The organism is Teredinibacter haidensis (assembly GCF_014211975.1).
In the GTDB taxonomy this organism is placed as follows: domain Bacteria; phylum Pseudomonadota; class Gammaproteobacteria; order Pseudomonadales; family Cellvibrionaceae; genus Teredinibacter; species Teredinibacter haidensis.
The window spans coordinates 3363122-3386741 of sequence record NZ_CP060084.1; the positions used below are offsets into that span (position 1 = coordinate 3363122).

Consider the following 23620-nt stretch of genomic DNA (forward strand, 5'->3'; position numbering starts at 1 on the left):
GATGAATAAGACACTAGCGAGCATTTCATTGGTCATTCCGCTATACAACAAGGCCAACCATATTCTGCACACACTGGAATCAGTACTGAACCAAAGCGAGCCGGTACTTGAAATTATTATTGTCAACGATGGCTCTACCGATCGCGGCGAGAAAATCGTTCAAGCCGCTATTGAAAACCAGCCCCAGCATTCTCAGGTACGGTTAATTAACCAGAAAAACGGCGGTGTTTCACGCGCGAGAAATACCGGCATCGCCGCAGCAAGAGGGACTCACGTGGCCTTTATGGATGCCGACGACTACTGGCTACCGGGCGCAACAGCAGAGTTTTATAAGTTAATCCAAATGTTTCCCCATGCGCGAGCACAGGCGACTAATTATATAAAGGTCGAGGGCGAGCACACCATCCAGCCTAAAATACGCTTTGCGCAGCAGATGGAAGGCCCCTGCTTGCTCGACCATTACTTTTCTATTTGCGCTCGCGGCGACCTGCCTTTTTTCTCGTCATCTATTTGTGCAGAAAAATCGCTACTGCAGGAGGTGGGCGGCTTCCCCGTGGGCGAAGCCATGGGCGAAGATCAGGATGTATGGTCGAAAATTGCCTTGCAAACCGATATTGCCTACAGCCCGAAACAACTCGCTGCATACGTGTTAGATTCAGACAACCGCGCCTGCAAACGCCTGACAACCACCGAGGAATGTCCCTTTAGTAAACGCCTGCACAGGGCGGTTCAACAGGGAGATATTCCTCAACCGTTATCCGCGCCGGTACTTACCTACACCGCCACCCACTTACTCTACCTGGCCGCCGATTTAATTCGCAGCGGAGAGCTGGAACCTGCAAGAACACTGCTCAACGATTCCCGCTGCGCACTGCTGCCGCTGAAGCGCTCGCGTCTTCTTTTACACATGAGAGTAAAGCAGCTGACGCAATGGCTACCCCCCTCACTACAACCTCATTGCTAGCCAGTACAAAACGCAGGGAAAAACGGGCACGAAAGTGCCTTTTTTTATTTTGTTAAAACCGGCATCCACATTTTTTATTTTGCGAATCATTTTTCAAAACGCGCACTAGCCCCATCGCCATCCACACCATTTGCCCATCCTAACGCCTTAATTTAAAACCATTTTTTTAGTCTGGCACGAAACTGGTAATAGCTTAAGAAGCCTTCCCTCATACACGCATAAAAGGTTTCATTATGTTCACCAAGGAAATGAAAATTTTGCTTTTTGCCATCGGTTGTATTTTTACAATACAAAATGCAAAAGCCGTAAATCTACAAGACGGTCAATATATCTGGGAGTTTCACTCCGGTATGCCCTGGCCTGGTGGTTACAACCAAAACACCGGAAAACCCAAAAAACTGATCTATGCCCGCGATCAATACCCAGACAGCTTTTTTGACCGCATCGCCAATTCTCTGCCGGAATCAACAGTTAACGAAGCGTTTCTTACCGGAGATAACGGCGCAAATATTACCCTGCAGGAAGACAGTGAGATTTTCATTACCTTTCTGCACGAAGGTGCCGGTTATCAAAACGCCTTCGGCTTCTTCACCTTCGACAGTGCAAGCCCACCCACTGCCGTCGATCAGATCGGTGAAACGATTGTGTTTCCCAACCTCTCGTTTCCGCATCTGGCCACGGGCCACCGATTAAGCCTCGGACACTTCAGTGCAGGTACCACCATCGGATTTTTCCTGGCTGCCAACGCTTTCTGGTACGACACCGGCGTTAAACCCTGGGAATCCCCGTTTTACTATTCCCTTCAAGACCTGAACCCAGACCCAACCGATAAGCTGCGTCAGCACAACGTGCTGCTCTACGACCAGGTAGTAGACGAGGTTGTTATTGGCTTCGAAGACTTACCGCGCTCCTGGGGAGATAACGATTTTAACGATGCGGTTTTTTCCGTAAAAGCCGCCTCACCGACCGCTATCGACACAGCGAATCTCGCGACCATGCCCAGTGCCGATGACAGCGATGCCGACGGTGTGGCCGATTGGGAAGACGAGTTCCCCAACGATTACCGCCGCGCCTTCAGCGCCTTTTACCCTTCCGCTAACGATTGGGTCACCCTCGCCTACGAAGATAACTGGCCCCATATGGGCGACTACGATATGAACGACCTGGTGGTTCGCGAACGCCTGCAAACTACCTACAACGCCGATGGCAGTATTAGCGGCTTTATCCTCGACGGCTTTATCGATGCCCGCGGCGCGGCGCAACACAATGGTTTTGCCTTACGTCTTATGGGGATGAGCCCGGATATTATTGCCCAGGGCAGCGTTACCATCGATGGCCAATCATTCGAACGCAGCCCGGAGCAATGGCAGTCAGAAGCGGTGCTGGTGCTCTGGCAGGACAGCCACGTGCACACCCAAACCGGTGAGTCCGACAGCTGCTCTCATTTCAACACCAAAAAAGAATGCGCCACCTTCGACCCGGTTCCATTCCGCCTGGATATTCATTTTGCCTACGCACCGGCCAACCTGAATCACTCGGAACTGGACTTCTTTATTTTCAAAACCGACTACCGTGGCCGCGAAATTCACTTCGCCAACTACCCACCAACCGATTTATTCGACGCAAGCCAATTCGGTCGTTACGAGGACACATCCTCCCCCGAAACCGGCCGCTATTTTAAGAACAGCACCAACCTACCCTGGGCATTAAAAGTGAACACCAACTGGTGCTACCCACGCGAATATATCGATGTGGTGTGGGCATATCCCGAGTACGAGCAGTGGGTGGAAAGCTCGGGTGGACTCGCCGTTGACTGGTTTCACCGCTCAGACCGCGATACCCACTTCTACTGCAGAGCAGATAACACGTTCAAACCCCTGGTAGCAGAAATTCCCGTCTCCAAAGCCGACCAACTGTCCTGCGAGATTACTTTTTTCAACCCGTGGAATAACGGCTACCAACTGGATCTTGCGGTAAACAATACCAGCTCTACGAATGTCGACGGCTGGCAGGTAACCCTGCAATTTGAAGAGGCTCCCGAGATCATTAATAGCTGGAGTTCATCGTTGGTAACCAATGGCACCACGGTCACCGCCAGCAACCTGGACTGGAACAGCAGTATCGCACCGGCAGGCTCAGTGTCCTTCGGCTTCGAGGGCTTGTCTGATGGCACGCTCACACAACCCACATGCACCGTAAATTAATGGCTTTAATACAGCAGGTATCCACCATGGCTTTTCAAAAAATACTTTGTCCACTTATGGCCGCTGCGCTACTCACTCTAACGGCCTGCGGTGGAGGCGGAGCCAGCCCTACCTCGGCAACGGCAACGAATACAACAGTAAGCTCGTCCAGCTCATTATCCAGCAACGCTGTCGATCCCACACCGCCCCCCGCACCGACGGCGAGCCCGGTAAGCTATTCACCAGACGAGGCCTTACTGGACGCCGGTGCCGCAGACTCAACCAAGCTGTATATTGAAGAAAGTTTCAATTTTGATCAGCACATCAACCTGCATTTGGACGTGCAAGCGATAAGCGCAGAGGGTGTTCCAATGGCCAATAAACGCGTGAAGATTACATCCATCAACGCAGCCATTAGCTCTTGGGACGATAGCCGGCTCAGCGAGAGAGCTTTGCTCGCAATCGGCAGTACCGATGCCAACGGATATTTTGTTAACACTCTTCAGATCCCCGCCAGCGTGCAAAAAATATTGCTCGAAGTGAATGTGATCGGAATACAAAATAAAGTGATATTGGCGATTGGTCTAGGCCAGGAAATGTCCATTTCACATATTTTTCATTAGGCACTCGACACGTTTTATTGACACAGGCCAATCAATAAATTGGCCTGCTTTTTTTCCAACACTAAAAACAAATCCGGTAGTTCAATAAACAATTGCTACACGATATTACACAGCTTTACCGAAAAAATTCACCCACCGTCGCCACACTTTATATCGCAAAAAGCCCTTAAATTAAGCCTCTATCCTCGCGGCTTATCCCAATTGAAAAACCAACCTGTTTTTTTCATAGCGCAGAAAATCTCAATAACTTCCACACGACATTCTTGCCATTTATGAAGCCGCACATCGACGAATGAGGCCTGCACCACAACTCCGCCATCCTATTTACATTAGCATTGGTCGGCAGCTTTGCTGGACGCTGCTTATGCTGTTTACCTCCACCATGCGAGAACAGACCCTTAAAAAATAACGGATAATATCAGGTGATTTATGAAAACGTTTTACAAGCAACTCCGGCTCTTGGGGCAAATACTCTTTATGCTAATTTTGAGTCTTGCAGCTTCCCGCGCTCTGGCACAACAATGTAATTGGTACGGAACCCTCTACCCCCTGTGCGACACAACCACCACCGGCTGGGGATGGGAAAATAGTCAAAGCTGTATTTCCATTAGCACATGCAGTGCTCAGCCCTCGCCCTATGGCATTGTCGGGGACACGTCCTCTTCACAATCGTCAAGTTCGTCTAGCAGCAGCGCCTGCCAAGGTACCACCATCACGCCTTATGCACAGGTTAACGGTGGCAGCTGGCAACAAACCGGAAGCGTTAACCTTTCCAGTGGTGACACCGTAACCTTCGGCCCCCACCCTACCAGCGGTAGCTGGAACTGGGAAGGCTGCTCGACCGGTGGCACAAGCCGAGAGCAAACGATATCGCCAAACAGTAGCTGCCAGGCGACTGCGCGCTACACAAACAGCTGCGGCGCAATAACCGAGTACACCCACACCGTTACGGTATCTGGCAGCAGCTCCAGCAGTAGCTCGAGTTCTTCCGCATCCGAGTGCGGCTCGGGAACACCGGATGCTCGTGTTACCGGAAGCCCAGGCAACTACCAAATCAACGGCAACCCAGCGGGGAGCAGCTACTTTGCAGCCATAAGCTCTGCCGTAAATAGTGTTGGCTACGGGCAACGCGTAACCGTTGATGCCAACGGCGCCATCGGAGATAACTCTATCGATTTACCCAGTGGCATTACCTTCGAGGTATGCGGCACCATGGACGTTGGTAACGTCAATAGCCGCGGCGCCGTTCAAGCCATTGGTCGACAAAATGTGAGTATTCCCCACCTTAAAATGACCGGTAGCCCTTATTTCGGTTTACGCTTTGGCGATGTCGACAATCTACACCTGGGGCAAATTGATCTTCGTTTGAACGGCGGGTTGGGTATTCGTTTTGAACGCGACCTGCCCGGCAGCAGCAATGTTACTATCGACTATGTGTATGTCTCAGGCACCGGGAATCACGGTGTTGAAACCTGGAATATAGATGGCCTTGAAATCGGTACCGTGGTTGCTCGCGATGTCGCTTACGCTGGGCTCCTGCTCAACAATACGCGCAACGCCACAATTGGGCTGGTTGACGGTGATAATGTTGCTACCGGAACGGGCTATGCAACCCTGCGCTTCGCCAATGAAAATGGCCGAATCAATGGCGGTTACCCCTCTAATATTTATGTAGAAAGTGTTATTTCCCGTGGTGGTGGCAGAGGGCTTTTCTGTGTATCCAATTCAGGTGGAGCGGAAATTAACCGTATTGATTTTGCCAACAATGGAAACAATTCGATTCTTATCGAAAATTGCCACAACGTTCGCATTAACGGCGGCCAAATCCGAGACGGTGGTGAAGTTCGATTATCGGCACGCGATGAGTTCCCGAACAACAGTGACATCACCATTTCCAACATTACAATATTAAACACCAACGTTCGCGAAAGCCCATGCGGTAATAATATTAACTGGGTAAATCTTAATGTGCAGGGAGGCAGTTTAAATATCTGTAACTAAACACCCCTAACAACGATTAAGCGAATACGGTCAACAACCCCGTTGGCCGCATTCGCTTTTACGACCGAAAATTCCGCATCAATGCGCACTAGGCGCATTCTTTTCAACGGTACACCAGCAAAAACACCTAACAAATACTGCACTATCACGCCAGTATCCACGCTTCAAATGGGATAAAAGTGGTTATCGGAATGCATGGGGCTATTAGCGGTTTAAATAAAAAATGGATGTGGTTGGCGTTATCAACACAGAGGCGCTATGCCAGAAAAGGCTCCTGCCTTTTAAGGAGGCAGGAGCGGTGGAGAACGATCAGACCATCAATCGTATTTATTAATCCTTAATTAGTGACATATTTCGACGACGCCACCATCCCCCCACTGATCGCTGCAGGTAGCGGTGCCAATACAGTTTTGGTTATTTTCCCATCCCCAGCCGGAATCCTGATCGTTACATACGGCGTAGTTACTTCCATACCAATCGCACTGTAGTTCACACTGGCTACTGCTGCTCGAGGAGCTCGAACTACTACTTGACGAGGATGAACTGGAACTGCTGCTGGACGAACTACTAGACGACTCGGAACTGCTGGACGATGAAGAACTGGAGCTTGATGAGCTGGAGCAATTATCCACCACGCCGCCATCACCCGATTGGCTACTACAGGTATCAACACCAATGCAGCTTTGCTGATTTTCCCAACCCCAACCACTCGTCTGGTTTTCACACAAAGGCCGCGTTTCACCGTACCAATTACATTCAACGCCGCAGCTACTGCTGGAACTGGATGAACTGCTAGAGCTTGAACTTAACGAGCTACTTGAACTTGAAGAACTACTCGAGCTTGAAGAACTGCTTGAACTTGAGCTTGACGAGCTGCTTGAACTTGAAGAACTACTCGAGCTAGAAGAACTGGAACTGCTAGAGGAACCGTCAGGTTCTGTTCCCCATACCAAATTAAAGTCTGCGTCATATAAAGCGATACTTTCGGCAAGCGTAAACGTTTCGCCGTTTAACCCTGCGGCAGAAGGGTCGTTACTATAATCCCATCCGCTGCCAACATAATCGCCAATGAATAGTTCCATTATTGCCGATTTTTCAGAGTCGCCTACGGGAGAAAGAAGCCCGGAGGTACCTTGTATATAGTACATTCCTGGCTCTGACCCCCATTTTTCAAGTGCTATCTGATTTTTGTTGGACGAATCATAGTAAGCCGATAACGTTAAGTTGTCTGGATCGTACCCGTTCGCTACCTCATCGGTAAGATCCATAAAATAGCGGAAGCTTACGTCAGCGATCTCTCTCGGTGGGTAGGCGGTTTCGTTAATCATTTCAATATTGATTAACGCCCCGGACTGTCGATCATCACCACTGGGGTAGCCAACTTTTGCTTGTACATACGCTTCAGGGGCGGATCTATCTTCTGGTTCAGGGAAGTTCGCCAGTGCCGTGCCGCCATAGATCTCCACCAAGCCAGCCAACGCACCAGTTAACCCGGCATTCATATCGGTGGCCACTTCCGTCATTGGGAAATCAGCACGATCGGTAGAATAGCTGTCATCATCCGCTGGGCCACCGGCAATTGCGCCGTAGAGAATGTGACGTGGAATTTCTGGGTCGCCAATATCGTTGCGGCTACTGCCATGTGAAGAGCGATGATGGGCAGCCAACTGCCACTGATCGCCGTAGCCCACCATATAGCTAAGATCATGTGGGTTATCGCCTAGAACATAATTCATCTGCGTCGTCGCGAATGCTGCAAGTTCGCTCTGAAATGCTGAATCCTTCGATTGCTCTACAAGATAATCACGATGAATTAAAGCGACCATTGAGGCCATCGCCGTTGCACGGGCCGAGGCAAAGCCATCAAGATAAATCATGCCGCCAGGAGTGTAATTTTTATTGTGTAACAACTCATTCAAATAGTTGGTGCAGTGCACCTCGTAATCGTAATAGCCGTCAATGTGATCGCTGTCGGTAATAAGGGTATCGGTTGCGTAGTCAGACGTTGCGGCAACCTTTTCCATCAGATAATAGACGGCGTTGCGAATATCATCCCAGGCCGGATACCAGGCAAAATGCCCGGTGTTGCCAGCAATCGCACTATAACCTTCCTCGGCCTTGTGTAAATAATCCGGATTTTGTGTAGCAAGATACAGCCAACCTGCAGCCCAAGGAATTTCATCTTTTGCACCGGAGGATGAATTATAGTAATTCATCGCATAATTGGTACCCTCGTCATCAACCAGCGAATTGGTATAGGTGCCGGGGTTTGGGTCATCACCACCGTGGGTAAAGTCTTTTGTTTGGTAGGCAAAATCAAACAGTTGCTCGGCGTGCTTTAACAACTCTTTTGCGTAGACAGCATCCTGCGGCTCGTTAACACTGTTTTTCTCAAAGATTAACGACGCTATCGTTAATGCCGCCGCTGTTTGACCAACAAGATCTGCCCCTGGGCTCTCTAGGGTAAGCTTTAAGGCTGGTCGGTATGTCTCAGCGCCGTGAATTCGCTTAAGTTCTGGCCCCTGGGTTTCGGGCGCGGCCCAAAGTGAATGGTCAATCACGCCGTCGCCCACTTGAGCATAAAGCTCATACTCCGCAACGTGCGCTTTTAAAAAGTAATCACTGACCCAACGCATATTGTCGATAGCGTAGGAAAGTTGCCCACTAGCTTCGTAGGCATCCCAAAACTCGAGAATACCCCAGCCGACGACACTAGCCGAAAAGGCCATTGGCAGACCAAACTTCACATGGTCTCCTGCGTCATGCCAGCCGCCGGTGAGATCCAAATCAATAAACTCACCAAACTGGTTGTATTGACCATCATCCAAATACGAATCACCGCGCCATTCAACACGGTTAATTAAAAAGCCATTGTGGAGATCGGTCGCTAAAAAATTATTCTCGCTATCGGGCAAAGGTCCGGACCGCTGAGTTTCGTAGAAATAAATCGATTTCTGCAGTGCTTCCGCGTAATTTTGGTCTGAATGAACGTGCGCAGAGGCACCAAACATGATTGCACAAATAAGGGGAATGCTGAATCTATGATTACAAGACATCGGGTCCTCCAGTTGGGGTTAGCCGAGGCATTCCCTTCCGAATAAAGGAAAATGAACCTGGCTATATCTTGTTGAGATTTTTTGCAACTAAGTTGGCATTATTATTTTGGGTAACACAACCGCATAACATCTTAAGGAAGATCAGCGTAGTCTTGTTATTGGACGATGTAAAAAACAAAAAATCCAGCTTATTAACGAGGCCATCTTTTTTTTTGATTTGGATTAAGTATTTTATGGATTAATATGGGCAGGGTTCGAACACTACACACCATTAACCAAAATAATCAGAACTACATATCTTATATAAAAAATAAATATTAAATTGCATCTAACTTATCGGGATCATTTAACGAACACGTTATAGCTAAAAAATGGATTCATCATATTAGAATCGCACAAAAACAACTTGGGCACCTTATCGCGATGCGTATTCGCCGCTACCCCGCCGGAACTATCTAAACCTACTGCCCAAAACGCAGGTTATAGTGAATACAATTTTGTTTTGAAACCCGGGAGCGGCTTACGGACTGAAAGAGTAACCGTCGTCGATATAGAAAAGAGGCGCCGTTATTGCTATAAGCAATAACATGTCGAAAATAAACAGAAAAATCAAACCAGCGCCCCATAATTTTACTGCCATCTTCGTACAAAAAATGAGGGTAAGTAGGCGATGGGCGATTTATGATGTTAGATAAACGGTGGGAATAACGAGAAAAACGTAAAACATCTACTACTAAAAGTCACAATTGTTTTTAATCTCCAATTCATTAAGAACGAGTGGCAACTCGCTGCTAAGAACATCAGCTATTAACCGACTATACCTTTCGTTTGGATGCGTATCGTTCTTCAACACGAAATGCTCTTGATAATATTCAGACAACTCTTTGCTGCCCATATCGGAACGAAAACTATCTGCGTTAACCTGCACTGCGGATGCATATTCTGACAATTCCGTTAATTTCCCTATTTCGTTGAAGAGATAATTTCCCGCGTCTGTTTCGTCAGAATTTCTTAGAAAGAATATCAGATTCGCTTTCTTACGTTCAGAATAATCTACAAGATCCTCCAGCGATCCCATATGGTTACCTAAGTGCTTAGCAATTCGCAACATATCGAACCCTAACGGTATTGGATTACCGCTAACCTTATTAGTCTCATATTTTCCCGCAAAGTTTTCAGTAATATACATTAACTTACGCAAGGAATATGCTCCAAAATTATCGAAATTCAAAATTCTTTTCTTGATACGATCTCGCTTCAGCCACTCTTCTCTATCGGATTCTGAAACAACCTTCGGATAGAGCGTGAAATCACCATAAGATAGCATTACCAGCATCAAATCCGGATTAAATATGTCGTAGTAAGCCTGCATATAATTCGCCCAATGATACGGCCCCCAACCTGGATTCGAGGAATTATATATAACGTAGTTATATATAGATGAACTTTCACTTGAGTTTAGGTAAGCTGACCATGTTTCATCTTGCTTTAGGCCAGAACCAAAGCCGCTCGAACTTCCGGTCGCTAGAATACGGTATTTGTTACATAAAAGTTTTTGATCCTTCTCTCGCGTCCCTACCGCACTTATAGATACCACATTAGATCGCCGCGTCATACCATGGGTCCAAGTAAATCCATTCTGTGATTCTTTGTATTTATGAAATGTTGCGTTATCGGTCCTATTAACAAGTACCGTCCCAGGATGCATTACGGTAAAATCCAATTTACCTATAATGTAAAAAATAGCAACAATAGATAACATATTAGCCATATTTTTTAAATACATACTACCCTCCTAAAACTGGAAGTAGATGAAACCAGGAGATTGAATAGATCCGTAAACAAACAAAAGATATATCCCCAACGCTATCAAGCAGTGCTGTACACTTTTGTAAAATTTTAAATAAAACGACATGTCTTTAGTGATAAACTGTAATAGCTGTATTAATATGAGCGGCCAGATATAACCCCCAACAAATTCAACATCATTGATAATTTTTTCCCAACCAATTCCCCATGTAGAAAATAGCCTACTTGTCATAACCGCCAACTGACGGAAAGAGTCACACCTGAATATTAACCAGCCATAGCACGTAAAGATAAACATTAAAAAAACAGAACAAATTGAAAAGTATTTATTAGTGGGAAGTTTAAAATTTGAAGATATATACCTATGGGCACAGAGTAGAAAGCCGTGATATGCGCCCCACATTACAAACGTCCATGCAGCCCCATGCCACAAACCTCCCAACAACATTGTTAGCATTAAGTTTCTATAAGTAACTAATGTACCTTTACGATTACCTCCCATCGAGATGTATAAATACTGCTTAAGCCAGTCGGAAAGGCTCATATGCCATCGTCGCCAAAAATCGGAGGGATTTTTAGCGAAATAAGGCAAATTGAAATTAAGTCTCAATTCGAACCCCAACAACCTAGCTGTGCCCCGCGCAATATCTGAATACCCGGAAAAATCACAATAAATCTGACACGCAAAGGCCACTGAAACCAGGGCAACTTCCACAGCCGATAAACTAGCATAATTAGAATAGCTTGCATCGACGAATGTAGATAGATTGTCCGCAATAAACACCTTTTTTACGAGACCCCAAAGAATTAGTACACCGCCAGATGTATAGTTGTACGAAACAATTTTTCTAGGGTTCTGAATTTGAGGCAATAATGAAGAGGCCGTTTCAATTGGGCCTGCCACCAGCTGAGGGAAAAAAGAAACAAACAAGCTGAAATCGACAAAAGAGTGGGTGGCTTTCACCCTTCTTCTATAGACATCCACACTATATGTAATCGTTTGAAAGGTGTAAAAAGATATTCCGACTGGCAATACTACATTAACTTCAAACCAAGATGGGCTATATCCAATCAGAGAGAGAGCGTGAGTGAATGAATCAGAAAAAAAGTTGAAGTATTTGAAGAACATCAATATTGAAATATTCACAACTATACTAAGAAGTACAAACCTCTTAGCGTCATGCTTGTTTTTGGCGAAATAGATACTCCTACCACAAAAATAGTCTACAACTGTGGAAATTAGAATCAAGCCAAGAAATCGCCAATCCCACCATCCGTAGAAGAAATAGCTCGCGCCTACAAGAAATATATTTTGACACCTTAGATTAAGATACCTGTATATAAGAAGCACAGCAGGGAGGAACATAAAAAATTCTATTGAATTAAATAGCATACAAAGAACCGTCCGTATTCATTGCCAACATCATTATTGGTGTATACTTAAAGCAACTATTTTTCTATTTATTAACTTGGATCACTCTAGACATCCACAAACTCTCTACTATCTTTTTATTCGTTTCTGTAACACATTAAATATTTACGCTGCGAAAAATGCAGAACTTTTCGAATTCACATCCAATGCGAACAAAGAAAGATAGTTCGAAAGAAGGCGGAATAGCAACAACCTAATACCTACGAACTAGCAGAGCTACATTTTCTTTGGCAACCGGATTATGTGGTAATTTTTACTACATCAGTATCGAATTTAGATATCTCATTTTCATTTTTTTCATCAATATGGCCGAATACAACACCCTTTTCATAAAACACACCATAACGAGTGGATTTTGCGAAGCCCAACTTTCGTCAGCATTACGCAAGGAAAAATGGATGTTTTCGATATTCTTTAACTTACGCTAACGCGTAAAGCTATTCACTTCAACTGTCAGCTCTACCGTTAACCTAGAAACCGCTGTCCTTGTCGTTGTTGCAGAGACCGATACGCCTAACGCCACTATGACGACAGAAAGAACTACAACTATATTTTTCGTCCTATTATGAGTATTAAAGATATAGTTCTATTCAGCAATAAGCTCCCAAAAGAAATTAACATAAATCAAATTTATAACGCAGGCCGATGACCCATAAATCTAACAGCTTGTGTTTCGCTGATTTTTCAAAACACTGAACCCGTATTGTAAACCCACACAGAAACTTAATATAAGTAACTAATTTGTTGCTGAACGTATTCCCTTTTCTAGAGATTTTTTACAAGATAGATCAAATTAACCCAAATTTACCTACGATTTGTCACTATATTATCAAAACAGGTCCTTGGCTTTATCTCAACACCCTACCTATGGAGCGTTGACTGCCAACCTTCCGCTAGCATGAAATTTATGTACATCAAAGACCCGCACGGCAGAAACCACTAGTATTATCCCGACTTTCGGCAATAGAAATCACAAACGCAGCAGTCAATGCCTACATTCATATAGAGCCATGCATACCGACTTCTAGTAGAAAACGGTGCTTTTCCCGGATACCTCCATTTTATTATCCGGCGTACTCTCTCTTGCTGACGGAACCTTATTACCAGCTTGATCTCTCGCAGATCAGCTCGCTTCATTGGATTTTTTCCGCAGGTATCCGGCGGTTATACCGACCTCTATTGTTACTTTTTTCTTTTGGATTATGCTGCGACTGAATTCAATGCCTAAAAATCGAAGTTTTCATCGCTTTTAGTTATTTAAGTAATGCTCTAATCACCGAACATAAATAGGGTGCTATTCAAGAGATTCGTCCCATAGATATAACTTCTGTAAATTTGATAATATCGCCAGTGGAAATTAGAATTAAATTCATTATGGCCTGACCGACGTCCCCTCCAATCGAGAGCCCCATATTTTCGGTGAAAATATGTAAAACCAACTAAAAGAGATAAGCCATAGACCAAAGCCGTTCGAATTTCATACCGCTGATTCCCTATTGTCCGACCCATATACATTGAAGAAAATTCTGGCTTATAATCTAAACGAAGACCTAGATATGGCTTCGAGAAATAATATCTATTCAAAGCTCCATTGAATGAATTGTTTCCCATTTTTCTGTTGATAGACAAACCAAAATTTGTGGTTTTGGCTACTATCCAGGCCTCTACATATTCGGTTTGGCAAGTACCTGCGCGGGAGTAAGGGGAGTAGATTTTTCAAACGGCTCTATTGAATACGCTAAAGCATACGCAAAAAAAGAGGGCCGAAGTATTGATTACATTCTTCAAAATTATCTGGATTACGCGTCTGAAGAGCAATACGACATCATTGCCATGATTATGTGTGACTTCTGCACTCTAAGCCCAACACAAAGAAAGGCAGTGTTCGAAAACTTTCATCGCCTACTTAAAAACAACGGGTGCTTATTATTAGATGCCTACTGATTAAGAGGTTTTGAATAAAGAGCGGAGACATCACTGTATGAACACATACAATTTTCTGGGTTCTGGCCAGGCAACGACTATTACGTTCGAATATGAGTGATAAAAAGTTATTCTGGATAAATATACCATTGCCTAAGAAAGCACTTCGAACGATGTTTATAACTGGCTACAGTATTTCGGTGGAGATACACTCAAGAAGGAACTAAAAGAGGCCGGCTTTAAAATTCAAGCGCTTTATGGCGATGTTGCCGGATCTAGCTATTCCGAAAATAGTACCGAATTCGCGATTATTGCAGACAAATAGACAAAGGTAAGCCATAGCAATACCATAAAAAATAGACGATAGAAAGAAACGAGCTATGAGGCAGGACCTCGATCATTAGAGAAGCCTGCTTTCGCTCCACCCCGGGATCGACTTATTCAATGCTGTTCGATAGCGTAAAACTTACCAAGGGAACCCCTGATTAAACATTCACGATGTCAGTTTATACATCACCGCGAACCTGGCAATATTTACATGGCTCAGAATTACGAGCGAAACATTGCACATGCCCCATACTAATCAATATTGGGTATATGGAAGGTACTTAGTCCATATTCTCAAGCCCTGCTTTGAGCTCCCTGTGGCACACAGGCCTCTACCAACCTGTTGTTAGCTCATGGTTCGGCCGCTGTTCTTTGATGCTCTATTTCTCTATGACAATCAGATGCGAATGGCGAGCGTATCGTTAGTCACAGAGCATCGCACCCTTTCAAAATGACTCGATTTACTCAAAACACAAACAGCAATAACGTTTTCTTGAAAGCGGCAATAGCTTTAATCGTAAGCTTGTATGTGGCTCCGTCTTTTGCTGCCAACGAAAAACTGCATATCAAACACCTTTATAAGGTTGCCACCGAAAAAATATACGCTAAATAAACAAGATGCTTAGTAGAACTACTCGATCTAACAATGAATAATTCTGGTTTAGATTATTCCCTGGAAAAAGTTCAATTAGATACCGTAACGGCGAATAGAAACACCCGCAATCTTGTATCGGGACTGTATGACGTTAATTGGATGCATACCAGTAAAGAACGTGAGCAAGTATTGCTCCCTATACGCATCTCCCTGTTTAAACAGCTTACTGGCTGGCGATTGATGATGCTAAGCAAAGGTAGTCAGCAGACGTTTGATTCGCTTACAAACGTGGCCGACATCAAACAGCTGGTTGGACGGCAGGGCACGACTGGCCCGACAACGAGATCCTGATATATCAGAGATTCCGCTTAATAAGCTCTACAAACCGAAGCAGCCTTACCCGCATGCTAGCGGGAATATGAGTGGACTATTTCCCTCGGACAGTAATGGAAATCTGGGACGAGTTGGAAGTCTACAAAAAAGAACCACTTGAAGTAGAATCCCGATTTGCATTGGTCTAGCCAACAGCACACTATTTTTCGTAGAACGCCATAATTTGAAATTGGCGGGCGCTTTAAGCAAGGGGCTAAACAGGGCCATTGAGGATGGTTCATTTAACGCCGTGTTTATCTCCCATTAAGGGGAAGATATTGCACAATCAAACCAGAAATTCCGAAAAATGTTTTACCTCGACGACGCCAACCTTTCACCGGAAACACCATCAAGTAGGCCGGAACTATGCTATTCCGTTGATACTGAAAAAATTTAGCACTCACACGCTGACCTTTTGCTTTGCTTTAAATTCCTACGGAGGAATGCCCGATATACTCTTAAATATCTTTATAAAATTACTGCTATCAGAATAACCAAGATCGGCACTGATTTCGTCAATACTGATCTTTCCTTGCTCCATGGATTTCTTAGCATCCTCTACCTTCAATTGCAGAATATATTGTTTTGGCGTAAAGCCCGTTGCCTCTTTAAAACGGCGTAGCAACGTGCGTTCGCTCGTATGGCAGTGCCCTGAAATGTCCAATACGCTTACATTTAAACGTAAACGAGAAGCGCAATACTGCTGCGCTTTGACTATCAATTTGTCGCCATGAGAAAAATCCGGATAAAACCGATTATAATAAGCCTGAAGTCTGCCATTAAGATCAAGAAGACAGAAGTCAGACACTTTTTTTGCCAAGGTATAGCCTGAAAATCTTGCTATAAGATGCAAAATTAAATATTGAAAAGCGTAAAGACCAGCGGCAGTGACGATATCGCCTTGGTCAACAACGACCTCCCTTCCATCGACAGACTTTATATTCGGAAAGTTATCGGACAAACGCTGACATAACCTCCAGTGAGTTCTCACTTGCTTACCATCCAATAGCCCAGAATTCGAAAGCCAAAACACGCCAGCGCAAGCTGCAACAATAACTGCTCTAGATTTATACCACAGCCTTAACAAAGCTAATGTATCCGGGTGTGAAAATGAGGGGAGATCTTCGGATAAGCATGGAGGAATAAATATAACTCTCCGCTCCCATTTAGTTTTTGGTACTGCGGATGTTAAAGGGTTAACAACAAATAGTGATTCACCAGCTTGATGGTTCGCAATTGTAAAGAGGTCTTGAACCCCAGTGATCGCGGACGGCATCGCTTCAGAGTATTTAAGTATGTAGAGAGAAATTTCTTTTTTTATGACGGCGATATATAACCATAATTCGTCATTTTACGCCATATCTATTTTCAGCTGGCTTTCTTATCATTCTCACATCAACACAACGCAGAGGTGGTAATGAAAAATACTGCATTAATTGTAATTGATATTCAAAATGACTATTTTCCTGGAGGAGCGCTTACCCTAGACGGTGTATCTGCCGCCGCAGAAAAAGCAAGCCAATTGATTCGGATGTTTAGATCGCACAAGCTACCTGTAATTCATATTCAGCATGAAAACACCAAACCGGAAATGGAGTTTATGCTGCCAGGTAGCTTTGGCCAGGGAAATCAGAAGGCAGCTATACCAAAAATTATCCAAGCGTATTTTGGAAAACGAAATTAGAAGCTTACTTAAATGATCTCAATATCGAGCATATCGTTATTGCTGGCATGATGACTCACATGTGTGTGAGTTCTACAACGAGAGCTGCAATGGAACGAGGGTTTTTAACGACCTTAATCAAAGATGCCTGCGCTACTCGCGCGATTGAATTTGATGGTGTCGTGATATCAGGAGAAACTGTACATAGAAAAGCTTTGGCGGAATTAACTCTAATTTCTAAAATAACTTCTCTTAGTAATTTTTCACAAGAATATTTTGGAGTTAATGTTTAGACTATTCAAGATAGTTTTTGGGGTTTTCGGCTGCACTAGAGAAACTTCCGCTTCAACTCGGAAGTTCGAACGTCCTCGTAACGCAGTGGTAACATGCGTTTTCTGACTAGAAAATATTTTATGCAAGATAGCGAATCCACCGAAAAACAGGGGAAACAAAATATTTTTCGGTGGCAGCCATTCATAGAAACGAAAAGCTGAAGACCACAAAATAAAAGGCAGAATATAATTGTCCGCTATAGCGCCATTACTAAATGGCCGCTAAAACTGCGGGCCAAAATTACACTTTCACATTGCAAATCAATTAGGTGGAAATACCGATTATTCTCTGGCCCGCCTATACAGGCCTTATATTTTAACCCTTTGCATTTGTTTTCTACCAAGTATTTTTTATGGACTTGTATTCGGGCAACCTTTTTAGCTTGACGTCACTCTAGTGACTTAAACTTCGGCTACAAGGTTCCCGTACGTAACGCCGCTCTCCACATCTGAAGACACCGGCACACTTGACCAATCATGCGCTCTCGATCAAGGCCGACTTCTCATTTCACAAAGTCGGCCCCTTGATCATTACTGGTATGGATTCTATTACCATTTTTTAGTAGGATTCCGTAACATTTTTTAAAACATCCAGCAACGAAGAAAACATAAAAATGCAAACACTATCAAACTAGAAAAAACCTGCTTTAACTTTCCCTCCATTGTTCGCCCCGATTAAGAATCAATCAATAAACCAGTTTCACTTTATATCGCGTAATTTCAGCACTACCTGCATATGACTCAACGAGTTTGTTATCTAAATACAACCCGACCTTACAGCCAACCACCTCTGAGCCACCGGCACGGGAAAATTCAAATTTCGTAACCAAATCTGCGCCAGCTGGCGGCGTAAGATCAAATTGGACACCGCACGTACCAGAGAATCCACCCCCTCCCTGCATCAAATTCAGAATGTAAGTTAATTCTTGCTGGGCAGGAATGCTAAAAGAAAATGAGGGCTTGTCATTCTTAATCAACTGTTGACCACCCCAACTTTCGTCACCATTACGCAAAGTAAAATAAACATTTTCGATATTCGTTAGCTTACGTTCAGGTGCAAAGTTAGTAACTTCAACAATTAGATTTGCCGTTGGCCCAGAGACCGGTGCCGTTATCGTTGTAGCACAACCCGATACGACTATAGCTATTACGGCTACTGAAAGAACTACCATTAACTTCATTTTTTTCTCCAATTATGGGTATTCAAGAAATTGCTATATTCCGCCATAGGAACCAAAATATAATTAACATACATCAGAGTTATACGACACAAGAACGAGCAAGAATCCGCAGGGACTATTTACGGTGTTCATCCATGCTCGTTTCTACATCTCCGTATTTCGCGATTTTCTCATAAGACGTATTCTTTATCGCAAGCCGTCAAAGACACGGACTATATATGCATCAAAATTGTTTTCTAACATATTCCCTTTTGTACCGTTTTTTTCAAGATAAATCAAATTAAACTAATTTAATCGGGGACTCTTTCCATATTATTAAGATTAACCATAGGTTTTAACTTAGTGTTTCTGTATGGAACATTAACAAACAATTCTTCCCGAAAACATGAAAATTTCATCCTGGCCGGCCGCATGGCAGTGACTATAAGTCTTTTCCCGCCTTTCGTTAACGGCAATCTTAAACTCAACAATCAGTGCCTGTGTACATATTAAGCCATGTAACCCAATATCCAGTTCGCAACTGGTGTACATTTATTATCCGGCGTATTCGTTCGGGCCGAGGTCACCTTACTGCCAGGCTAGTTTCCTGCAGTTTAGCCCATTTTGTATGTTTCTTTTACTGCAAGTGCTCGCCGGTTATACCAAGTTTTATCGTGGCTTATGCCGTTGAATTATTCTGGCGCGAACGCAATGATTGAAAGCCAATATTTTTATCCTTCTGGTGGTTAAGCCGATACTCTTGTTGCCAAACCCAAAATGATGAGTTTTACAAATTTAGTGATGTCGCCACTGGCAATTGGAATCAGATGTATTATGATCTGACAGTCTAGCCCCCTTAAATAGAGACCAAAATATTTTCGGTGGGAAATAACGTACGAACAACTAGAAGAGGTAAACCATAAACCAAAGGTCTTTGAATTTTATACCGCTGATTCTCTGTGGTCCGACCCTCATACATCGAACCAAATGCTAGCTTATCATTTAAACGAAGATCTTGACTTGCGTCGAGAAACAAAATATTTATTCAAAATTCATTGAATGGATTATTTCCCACTTTTCTGTTAGCAAACAAACTATAATTTTCGATTTCGGATGCAGACCGGACCGCTACACAGCAGGCTTGGCGCGTACCGGCGCGCAAGTAACGGGAGTAGATTTTTAAAACAGCGCCATTGAATACGCGGAAGCATACGCAAAACAAGAAGGCCTAAGCATAGACTATATTCTTCAAGATTATCTTGGGTACGATTCGGAAGAACAATACGACATCGTTACAATGATTATGTGTGACTTCTGTGCTCTAATCCCAACCCAGAGAAAGGGAATGCTCGAGAAATTTCATCACCGGCTTAAAGACGGAGGGAGATTACTATCATACGCCTATTCACTAAAAGGCTTTGAGGAAGGAATGGAAGCATCACTGAATGAACACATGCAATTGTATGGGTTCTTGTCAAGTAGCAATTACTGCGGCTTTATCAATACGTTCAAATATGAGGGCGAAAAAGTAATTCTGGATAAATATACTATTATCGAAGAAACCACTTCAAAAGTTATTTATAACTGGCTGCAGTATTTCAATAAAGATGCACTCACGAACGAACTGAAAGAGACCGGCTTTAAAATTCACGCTATTTATGGCGATGTCGCCGGATCTAACTATTCAGAAAATAAAACCGAATTTGCAGTTATCACAGACAAATAGAGAGCGGTATATAAACGACGCTAAAGTCAAACTAATACTGTAAAAAAGGCAACCACGAAATCCGCGCCAATATTACAGTACAGCCCTGTTTTAGCTCCTGTCCCCGCGCTCAAGCTCTTCGACTCTACTCAATAGAGTAAAAATTTACCAAGGAAACCTCTGATAAACATTCACGGTGTCAATTTACGCATTACCGTAATCCCCTTCAAACAGCGCACCCCTAGCAGCGATAGAACTTTGCATTTCTCTTATAGTAATCACCTGCTCGGGTGTCCACCGACTGGCGCTTTTCTTTACTCTAGCGGCCCTAAGCTATACACAAATAGCATTAACTTGGCCACATTACATTGCACTCAAATTGCGAGCGAACCTATCCACCTGCCCTGCACTAAGCACTATTGGGTATATTGATTCCACATTCCCAAACCATGCTTTAAACTCCCAGTGGCACGCGAGCCTGTACCGGCCTATTCTTAAATAGAAATTTGGCCCTGGCTCTACGGCCTTCTCTTTCCAGCTTGCAGTCGGGCGCTCACGGCCAGCGCATTGTTAGCAAAGAAGCAGGGGGTTATACACACCCGTGCAACATGACAGGATTTACTCGAAATACAGTGCCGAACAGCGTCTACCTAACGGCGGCAATAGCCTTGATTGCTGCATGGTGCGTGCCTACGTCTTATGCTTACAGTGAAACACTGCATATCAAGCACCCATATAACATTGCCAGCGATGAAATATATGCCGAAAAAACAAGGTACTTGGTAGAACTACTCGATCTAACGATGAGAAAATCTGGCTTGGATTATTCCCTAGAAAAAGTTCAATTAGATACCGTAACGGCGAATCGTAACACCCGTAACCTTCTTTCAGGACTGTATGACGTTAATTGGATGCACACCAATAAATATCGCGAGCAGATATTGCTCCCTATACGCATTCCCCTATTTAGAGGGCTGACTGGCTGGCGATTGATGATGCTACGCAAAGGTGGTCAGCAGGCGTTTGATTCAGTTAAAAGCCTGGCGGACATCAAACAGCTGGTTGCTGGCCAGGGCCACGATTGGCCGGATACAGCAATTTTGAAGTATCACAACTTCCGTTTAATAACCTCTACAAGCAGAAACAGTCTTACCCACATGCTAGAGGGAAAACGAGTGGACTATTTTCCTCGGGCGGTAATGGAAATTTGGGACGAATTGGAAGTTTATAAAGATGAACCGATTGAAATAGAATCCCGCTTTGCAATCGTTTACCCAACAGCTAATTATTTTTTTGTAAAACACAATAATTTTACATTGGGCGCAGCTTTAAGTAAGGGGCTAAACAAGTCCATTGCGGATGGCTCGTTTAACGCGCTATTTATGTCCCATTACGGAGAAGATATTGCACGATCAAACCTGCAATCCCGAACGATATTCTATCTCGACAACCCCAACCTTTCTCCGGAAACACCATTAAGCAGGCAGGAGCTTTGGTATTCAATTGATGCCGAAAAAAATAGCCCCATATTGAAAACGACGAATACTGTTACCCCCTAACAACACAAACGACCAATACTAAAGATCTATTCATTGGCCACGTTAAATTCTATGCATTTCTGCCGCTCCGCAATATAAGAGCCCCCCTAAATTTTCCGGAATTTTTTTTGGGCAAGCCGACCTAGATATAGGCCTTTACCCGAAGAGTATCCCGCCTGAAACGTAATAGCCTCTTGCCCATATGACAGCTATAACGGCTAATGCGGGAAAATATCGTTGGAAACTTTAAGGGTTTAAAACAACTTACCACTTAGCGTTAGAAACGCTATTGTGAAGATCAAGGTTAACGACCAAAATAAACTTTGTTTTACCCAATACAACAACGATGAAGCTTCATTTTTAAACCAAGATTCGTAACACAACGGAAAAAAAGCATAGCTAAAAGTAGCCGCTGAGCAATACAAACCAACCAGCTGCCAACTCTGTATAGAAATATTGCCAGAACCTCGCAGAGAAGTTAGGCAGGCGGCAAAAATTACCGCAGACAATATTTCAATTATAATCAGTGAGGGCCTAATTCTCGCGATAATCTCCATAATTACTGCCTCAATTCTTCAACCCACCGAGGTTTTTGTTTTCGGCAGAACCGGCTTGCTAGAACTTAAACAAACTCGCAGTATTGCGTACCCTAAAAGACCGGAAGCCAAAGAGCCGAAAATAATACCGAGCCTTTCATCAAACAACAAATTGACACCCGTTTCTTCGAATGCAAGAGAACCTACAAATAAGCTCATCGTGAACCCTATGCCACACAATGCTGAAGTACCATACAACGCAGGCCAACTCATTCCTGTAGGTAACTTAGTGATATTTAACTTCACACAGACCATACAAAAAACAAAAATACCTACCTGCTTACCAACAAATAGCCCCAGGGCTGTACCGATAGATACATTATGCGTTATTTGATCTAACGCTATACCCGCGAAGCTTATTCCTGCGTTTGCGAAGGCAAAAACAGGAAGTACAAAAAACGCGACAACGGAATGTAGATCATGTTCCAAGGATTTAAGTGGCGAATGATCTGAATTTATTTTTGAGCGAAGCGGAATAAACATCGCCAAAATTACACCGGCCAACGTAGCATGAACCCCAGACTTGAGAGTGGCCACCCACATTATCATACCCACTAAAAGATATGGGCTATTTGAAACCACATTACGCTTATTTAGTAGAGCCAGAACAAAAATACAAATAAAAACAATAAATAACGCAGACATTGATATTTTCGACGTATAGAAAAGAGCGATAATGACAATTGCACCAATGTCATCAAATATAGCTAATGATGTTAGAAATATTTTTATCGAAGTGGGCACCCGAGAACCAAGTAATGTTAAAACCCCTAGAGCGAAGGCTATATCAGTTGCTGCCGGTATAGCCCAGCCTTTTACGGCAACAGGATCACTAACATTAAAGTAGAGATAAATGAGCGCCGGAATAAGCATACCCCCGATAGCACCCACCCCTGGCAAGATGATATTGCGCTTATCTGACAGCGTTCCTTCGAGCAGCTCACGCTTCAACTCCAGACCAACTAAAAAAAAGAATACAGCCATAAGGCCGTCGTTTATCCAGAGCAGCAAAGGTTTAGCAACCTCCAACGCACCTACCCGTATTTCAACTGGAGTTGAAAGCAACAATTCGTAGTATGGTGCAAAGGAGCTATTGGCCGCGATTATCGCCAAAAAAGCAGACAGAAAGAGAAGGATTCCCCCCGCAGATTTAAGGTTAAAGAAGTATACAAGACACGAGTTTAGCTGACTCTTCATGAATTTCGTGGCTCCCACATCCCAGCGTTAAAAAGTACGTTTGGCTCGACAGTTTCACCGGCTTGCGTATTAAAACCGCGCGCAATACACAGTGAATACACCCTACCACAAACAAATATTTAGAACCGTCAAACATTTCCCTCC

Annotated in this window: 17 protein-coding genes and 1 pseudogene; 11 read left to right on the forward strand and 7 right to left on the reverse strand. The window is 44.0% G+C overall.

Translation table 11 applies throughout. The features are described 5' to 3' along the window. The first annotated feature begins 1 nt into the window (after position 1). The 4 genes from H5715_RS13455 (at position 2) to H5715_RS13470 (ending at position 5771) form a co-directional block, all read left to right on the forward strand. Complete coding sequence (locus H5715_RS13455) at positions 2 to 964, forward strand: glycosyltransferase family 2 protein (protein WP_075187211.1); 963 nt, start codon at positions 2 to 4, stop codon at positions 962 to 964. Between the two features lie 233 nt (positions 965 to 1197). After that, entirely contained in the window at positions 1198 to 3168 is a 1971-nt protein-coding gene (locus H5715_RS13460) for an LruC domain-containing protein (RefSeq protein WP_075187210.1), read from the forward strand. 26 nt (positions 3169 to 3194) lie between these two features. Continuing rightward, positions 3195 to 3770, forward strand: a complete 576-nt coding sequence (locus H5715_RS13465; RefSeq protein ID WP_139309877.1) for a hypothetical protein — start codon at positions 3195 to 3197, stop codon at positions 3768 to 3770. Positions 3771 to 4199: 429 nt separating this feature from the next. Then, positions 4200 to 5771 (forward strand): carbohydrate-binding domain-containing protein, encoded by a 1572-nt coding sequence (locus H5715_RS13470; protein ID WP_083608179.1) that lies wholly within the window; start codon positions 4200 to 4202, stop codon positions 5769 to 5771. On the opposite strand, the gene H5715_RS13475 is transcribed toward H5715_RS13470, so the two are convergent. From H5715_RS13475 to H5715_RS13490, 4 genes are all read right to left on the reverse strand, one after another. Then, the gene (locus H5715_RS13475; protein WP_175574317.1) at positions 5768 to 5920 is read right to left on the reverse strand and encodes a hypothetical protein; all 153 of its coding nucleotides are present in this window, start codon (positions 5918 to 5920) and stop codon (positions 5768 to 5770) included. The two genes, H5715_RS13470 and H5715_RS13475, sit on opposite strands and share 4 nt — an antisense overlap. 192 nt (positions 5921 to 6112) lie before the next feature. Continuing rightward, the gene (locus H5715_RS13480; protein ID WP_425507042.1) at positions 6113 to 8782 is read right to left on the reverse strand and encodes a glycoside hydrolase family 9 protein; all 2670 of its coding nucleotides are present in this window, start codon (positions 8780 to 8782) and stop codon (positions 6113 to 6115) included. Between the two features lie 778 nt (positions 8783 to 9560). After that, on the reverse strand, positions 9561 to 10613 hold the full coding sequence (locus tag H5715_RS13485) for a hypothetical protein (protein ID WP_075187207.1): 1053 nt from the start codon (positions 10611 to 10613) through the stop codon (positions 9561 to 9563). A gap of 9 nt (positions 10614 to 10622) precedes the next feature. Then, positions 10623 to 12029: an MBOAT family O-acyltransferase gene (locus H5715_RS13490; protein ID WP_075187206.1), complete on the reverse strand. Its 1407-nt coding sequence runs from the start codon at positions 12027 to 12029 to the stop codon at positions 10623 to 10625. Positions 12030 to 13703: 1674 nt separating this feature from the next. Here H5715_RS13490 and H5715_RS20595 point away from each other — a divergent pair. Beyond that, complete coding sequence (locus H5715_RS20595) at positions 13704 to 14012, forward strand: class I SAM-dependent methyltransferase (RefSeq protein WP_425507043.1); 309 nt, start codon at positions 13704 to 13706, stop codon at positions 14010 to 14012. Between the two features lie 952 nt (positions 14013 to 14964). Continuing rightward, positions 14965 to 15264, forward strand: coding sequence for a hypothetical protein (locus H5715_RS13500; protein ID WP_075187205.1), 300 nt, complete (start codon positions 14965 to 14967; stop codon positions 15262 to 15264). Positions 15265 to 15718: 454 nt separating this feature from the next. On the opposite strand, the gene H5715_RS13505 is transcribed toward H5715_RS13500, so the two are convergent. After that, a complete protein-coding gene (locus H5715_RS13505) occupies positions 15719 to 16561 on the reverse strand; it encodes a GlxA family transcriptional regulator (RefSeq protein ID WP_075187204.1) in 843 nt (280 codons plus the stop codon). A gap of 141 nt (positions 16562 to 16702) precedes the next feature. Here H5715_RS13505 and H5715_RS20415 point away from each other — a divergent pair, with 141 nt between their 5' ends. From H5715_RS20415 to H5715_RS20420, 3 genes and pseudogenes are all read left to right on the forward strand, one after another. Further along, positions 16703 to 16969, forward strand: coding sequence for a cysteine hydrolase family protein (locus H5715_RS20415; RefSeq protein ID WP_221892293.1), 267 nt, complete (start codon positions 16703 to 16705; stop codon positions 16967 to 16969). 17 nt (positions 16970 to 16986) lie between these two features. Further along, positions 16987 to 17058: pseudogene (locus H5715_RS20600) on the forward strand (isochorismatase family protein); the annotation flags it as partial. Next, a complete protein-coding gene (locus H5715_RS20420) occupies positions 17059 to 17241 on the forward strand; it encodes a cysteine hydrolase family protein (RefSeq protein ID WP_343044288.1) in 183 nt (60 codons plus the stop codon). Between the two features lie 725 nt (positions 17242 to 17966). Here H5715_RS20420 and H5715_RS13515 read toward each other — a convergent pair. Beyond that, positions 17967 to 18461 (reverse strand): hypothetical protein, encoded by a 495-nt coding sequence (locus H5715_RS13515; protein ID WP_075187203.1) that lies wholly within the window; start codon positions 18459 to 18461, stop codon positions 17967 to 17969. Between the two features lie 1324 nt (positions 18462 to 19785). On the opposite strand from H5715_RS13515, the gene H5715_RS13520 reads away from it, so the two are divergent. Beyond that, positions 19786 to 20166: a hypothetical protein gene (locus H5715_RS13520; RefSeq protein ID WP_083608177.1), complete on the forward strand. Its 381-nt coding sequence runs from the start codon at positions 19786 to 19788 to the stop codon at positions 20164 to 20166. Between the two features lie 587 nt (positions 20167 to 20753). After that, positions 20754 to 21704: a type 2 periplasmic-binding domain-containing protein gene (locus tag H5715_RS13525; RefSeq protein ID WP_083608176.1), complete on the forward strand. Its 951-nt coding sequence runs from the start codon at positions 20754 to 20756 to the stop codon at positions 21702 to 21704. Positions 21705 to 22258: 554 nt separating this feature from the next. Here the strand turns inward: H5715_RS13525 and nhaA are convergent. Next, on the reverse strand, positions 22259 to 23476 hold the full coding sequence (gene nhaA / locus H5715_RS13530; protein ID WP_075187201.1) for a Na+/H+ antiporter NhaA: 1218 nt from the start codon (positions 23474 to 23476) through the stop codon (positions 22259 to 22261). Positions 23477 to 23620: the final 144 nt, after the last annotated feature.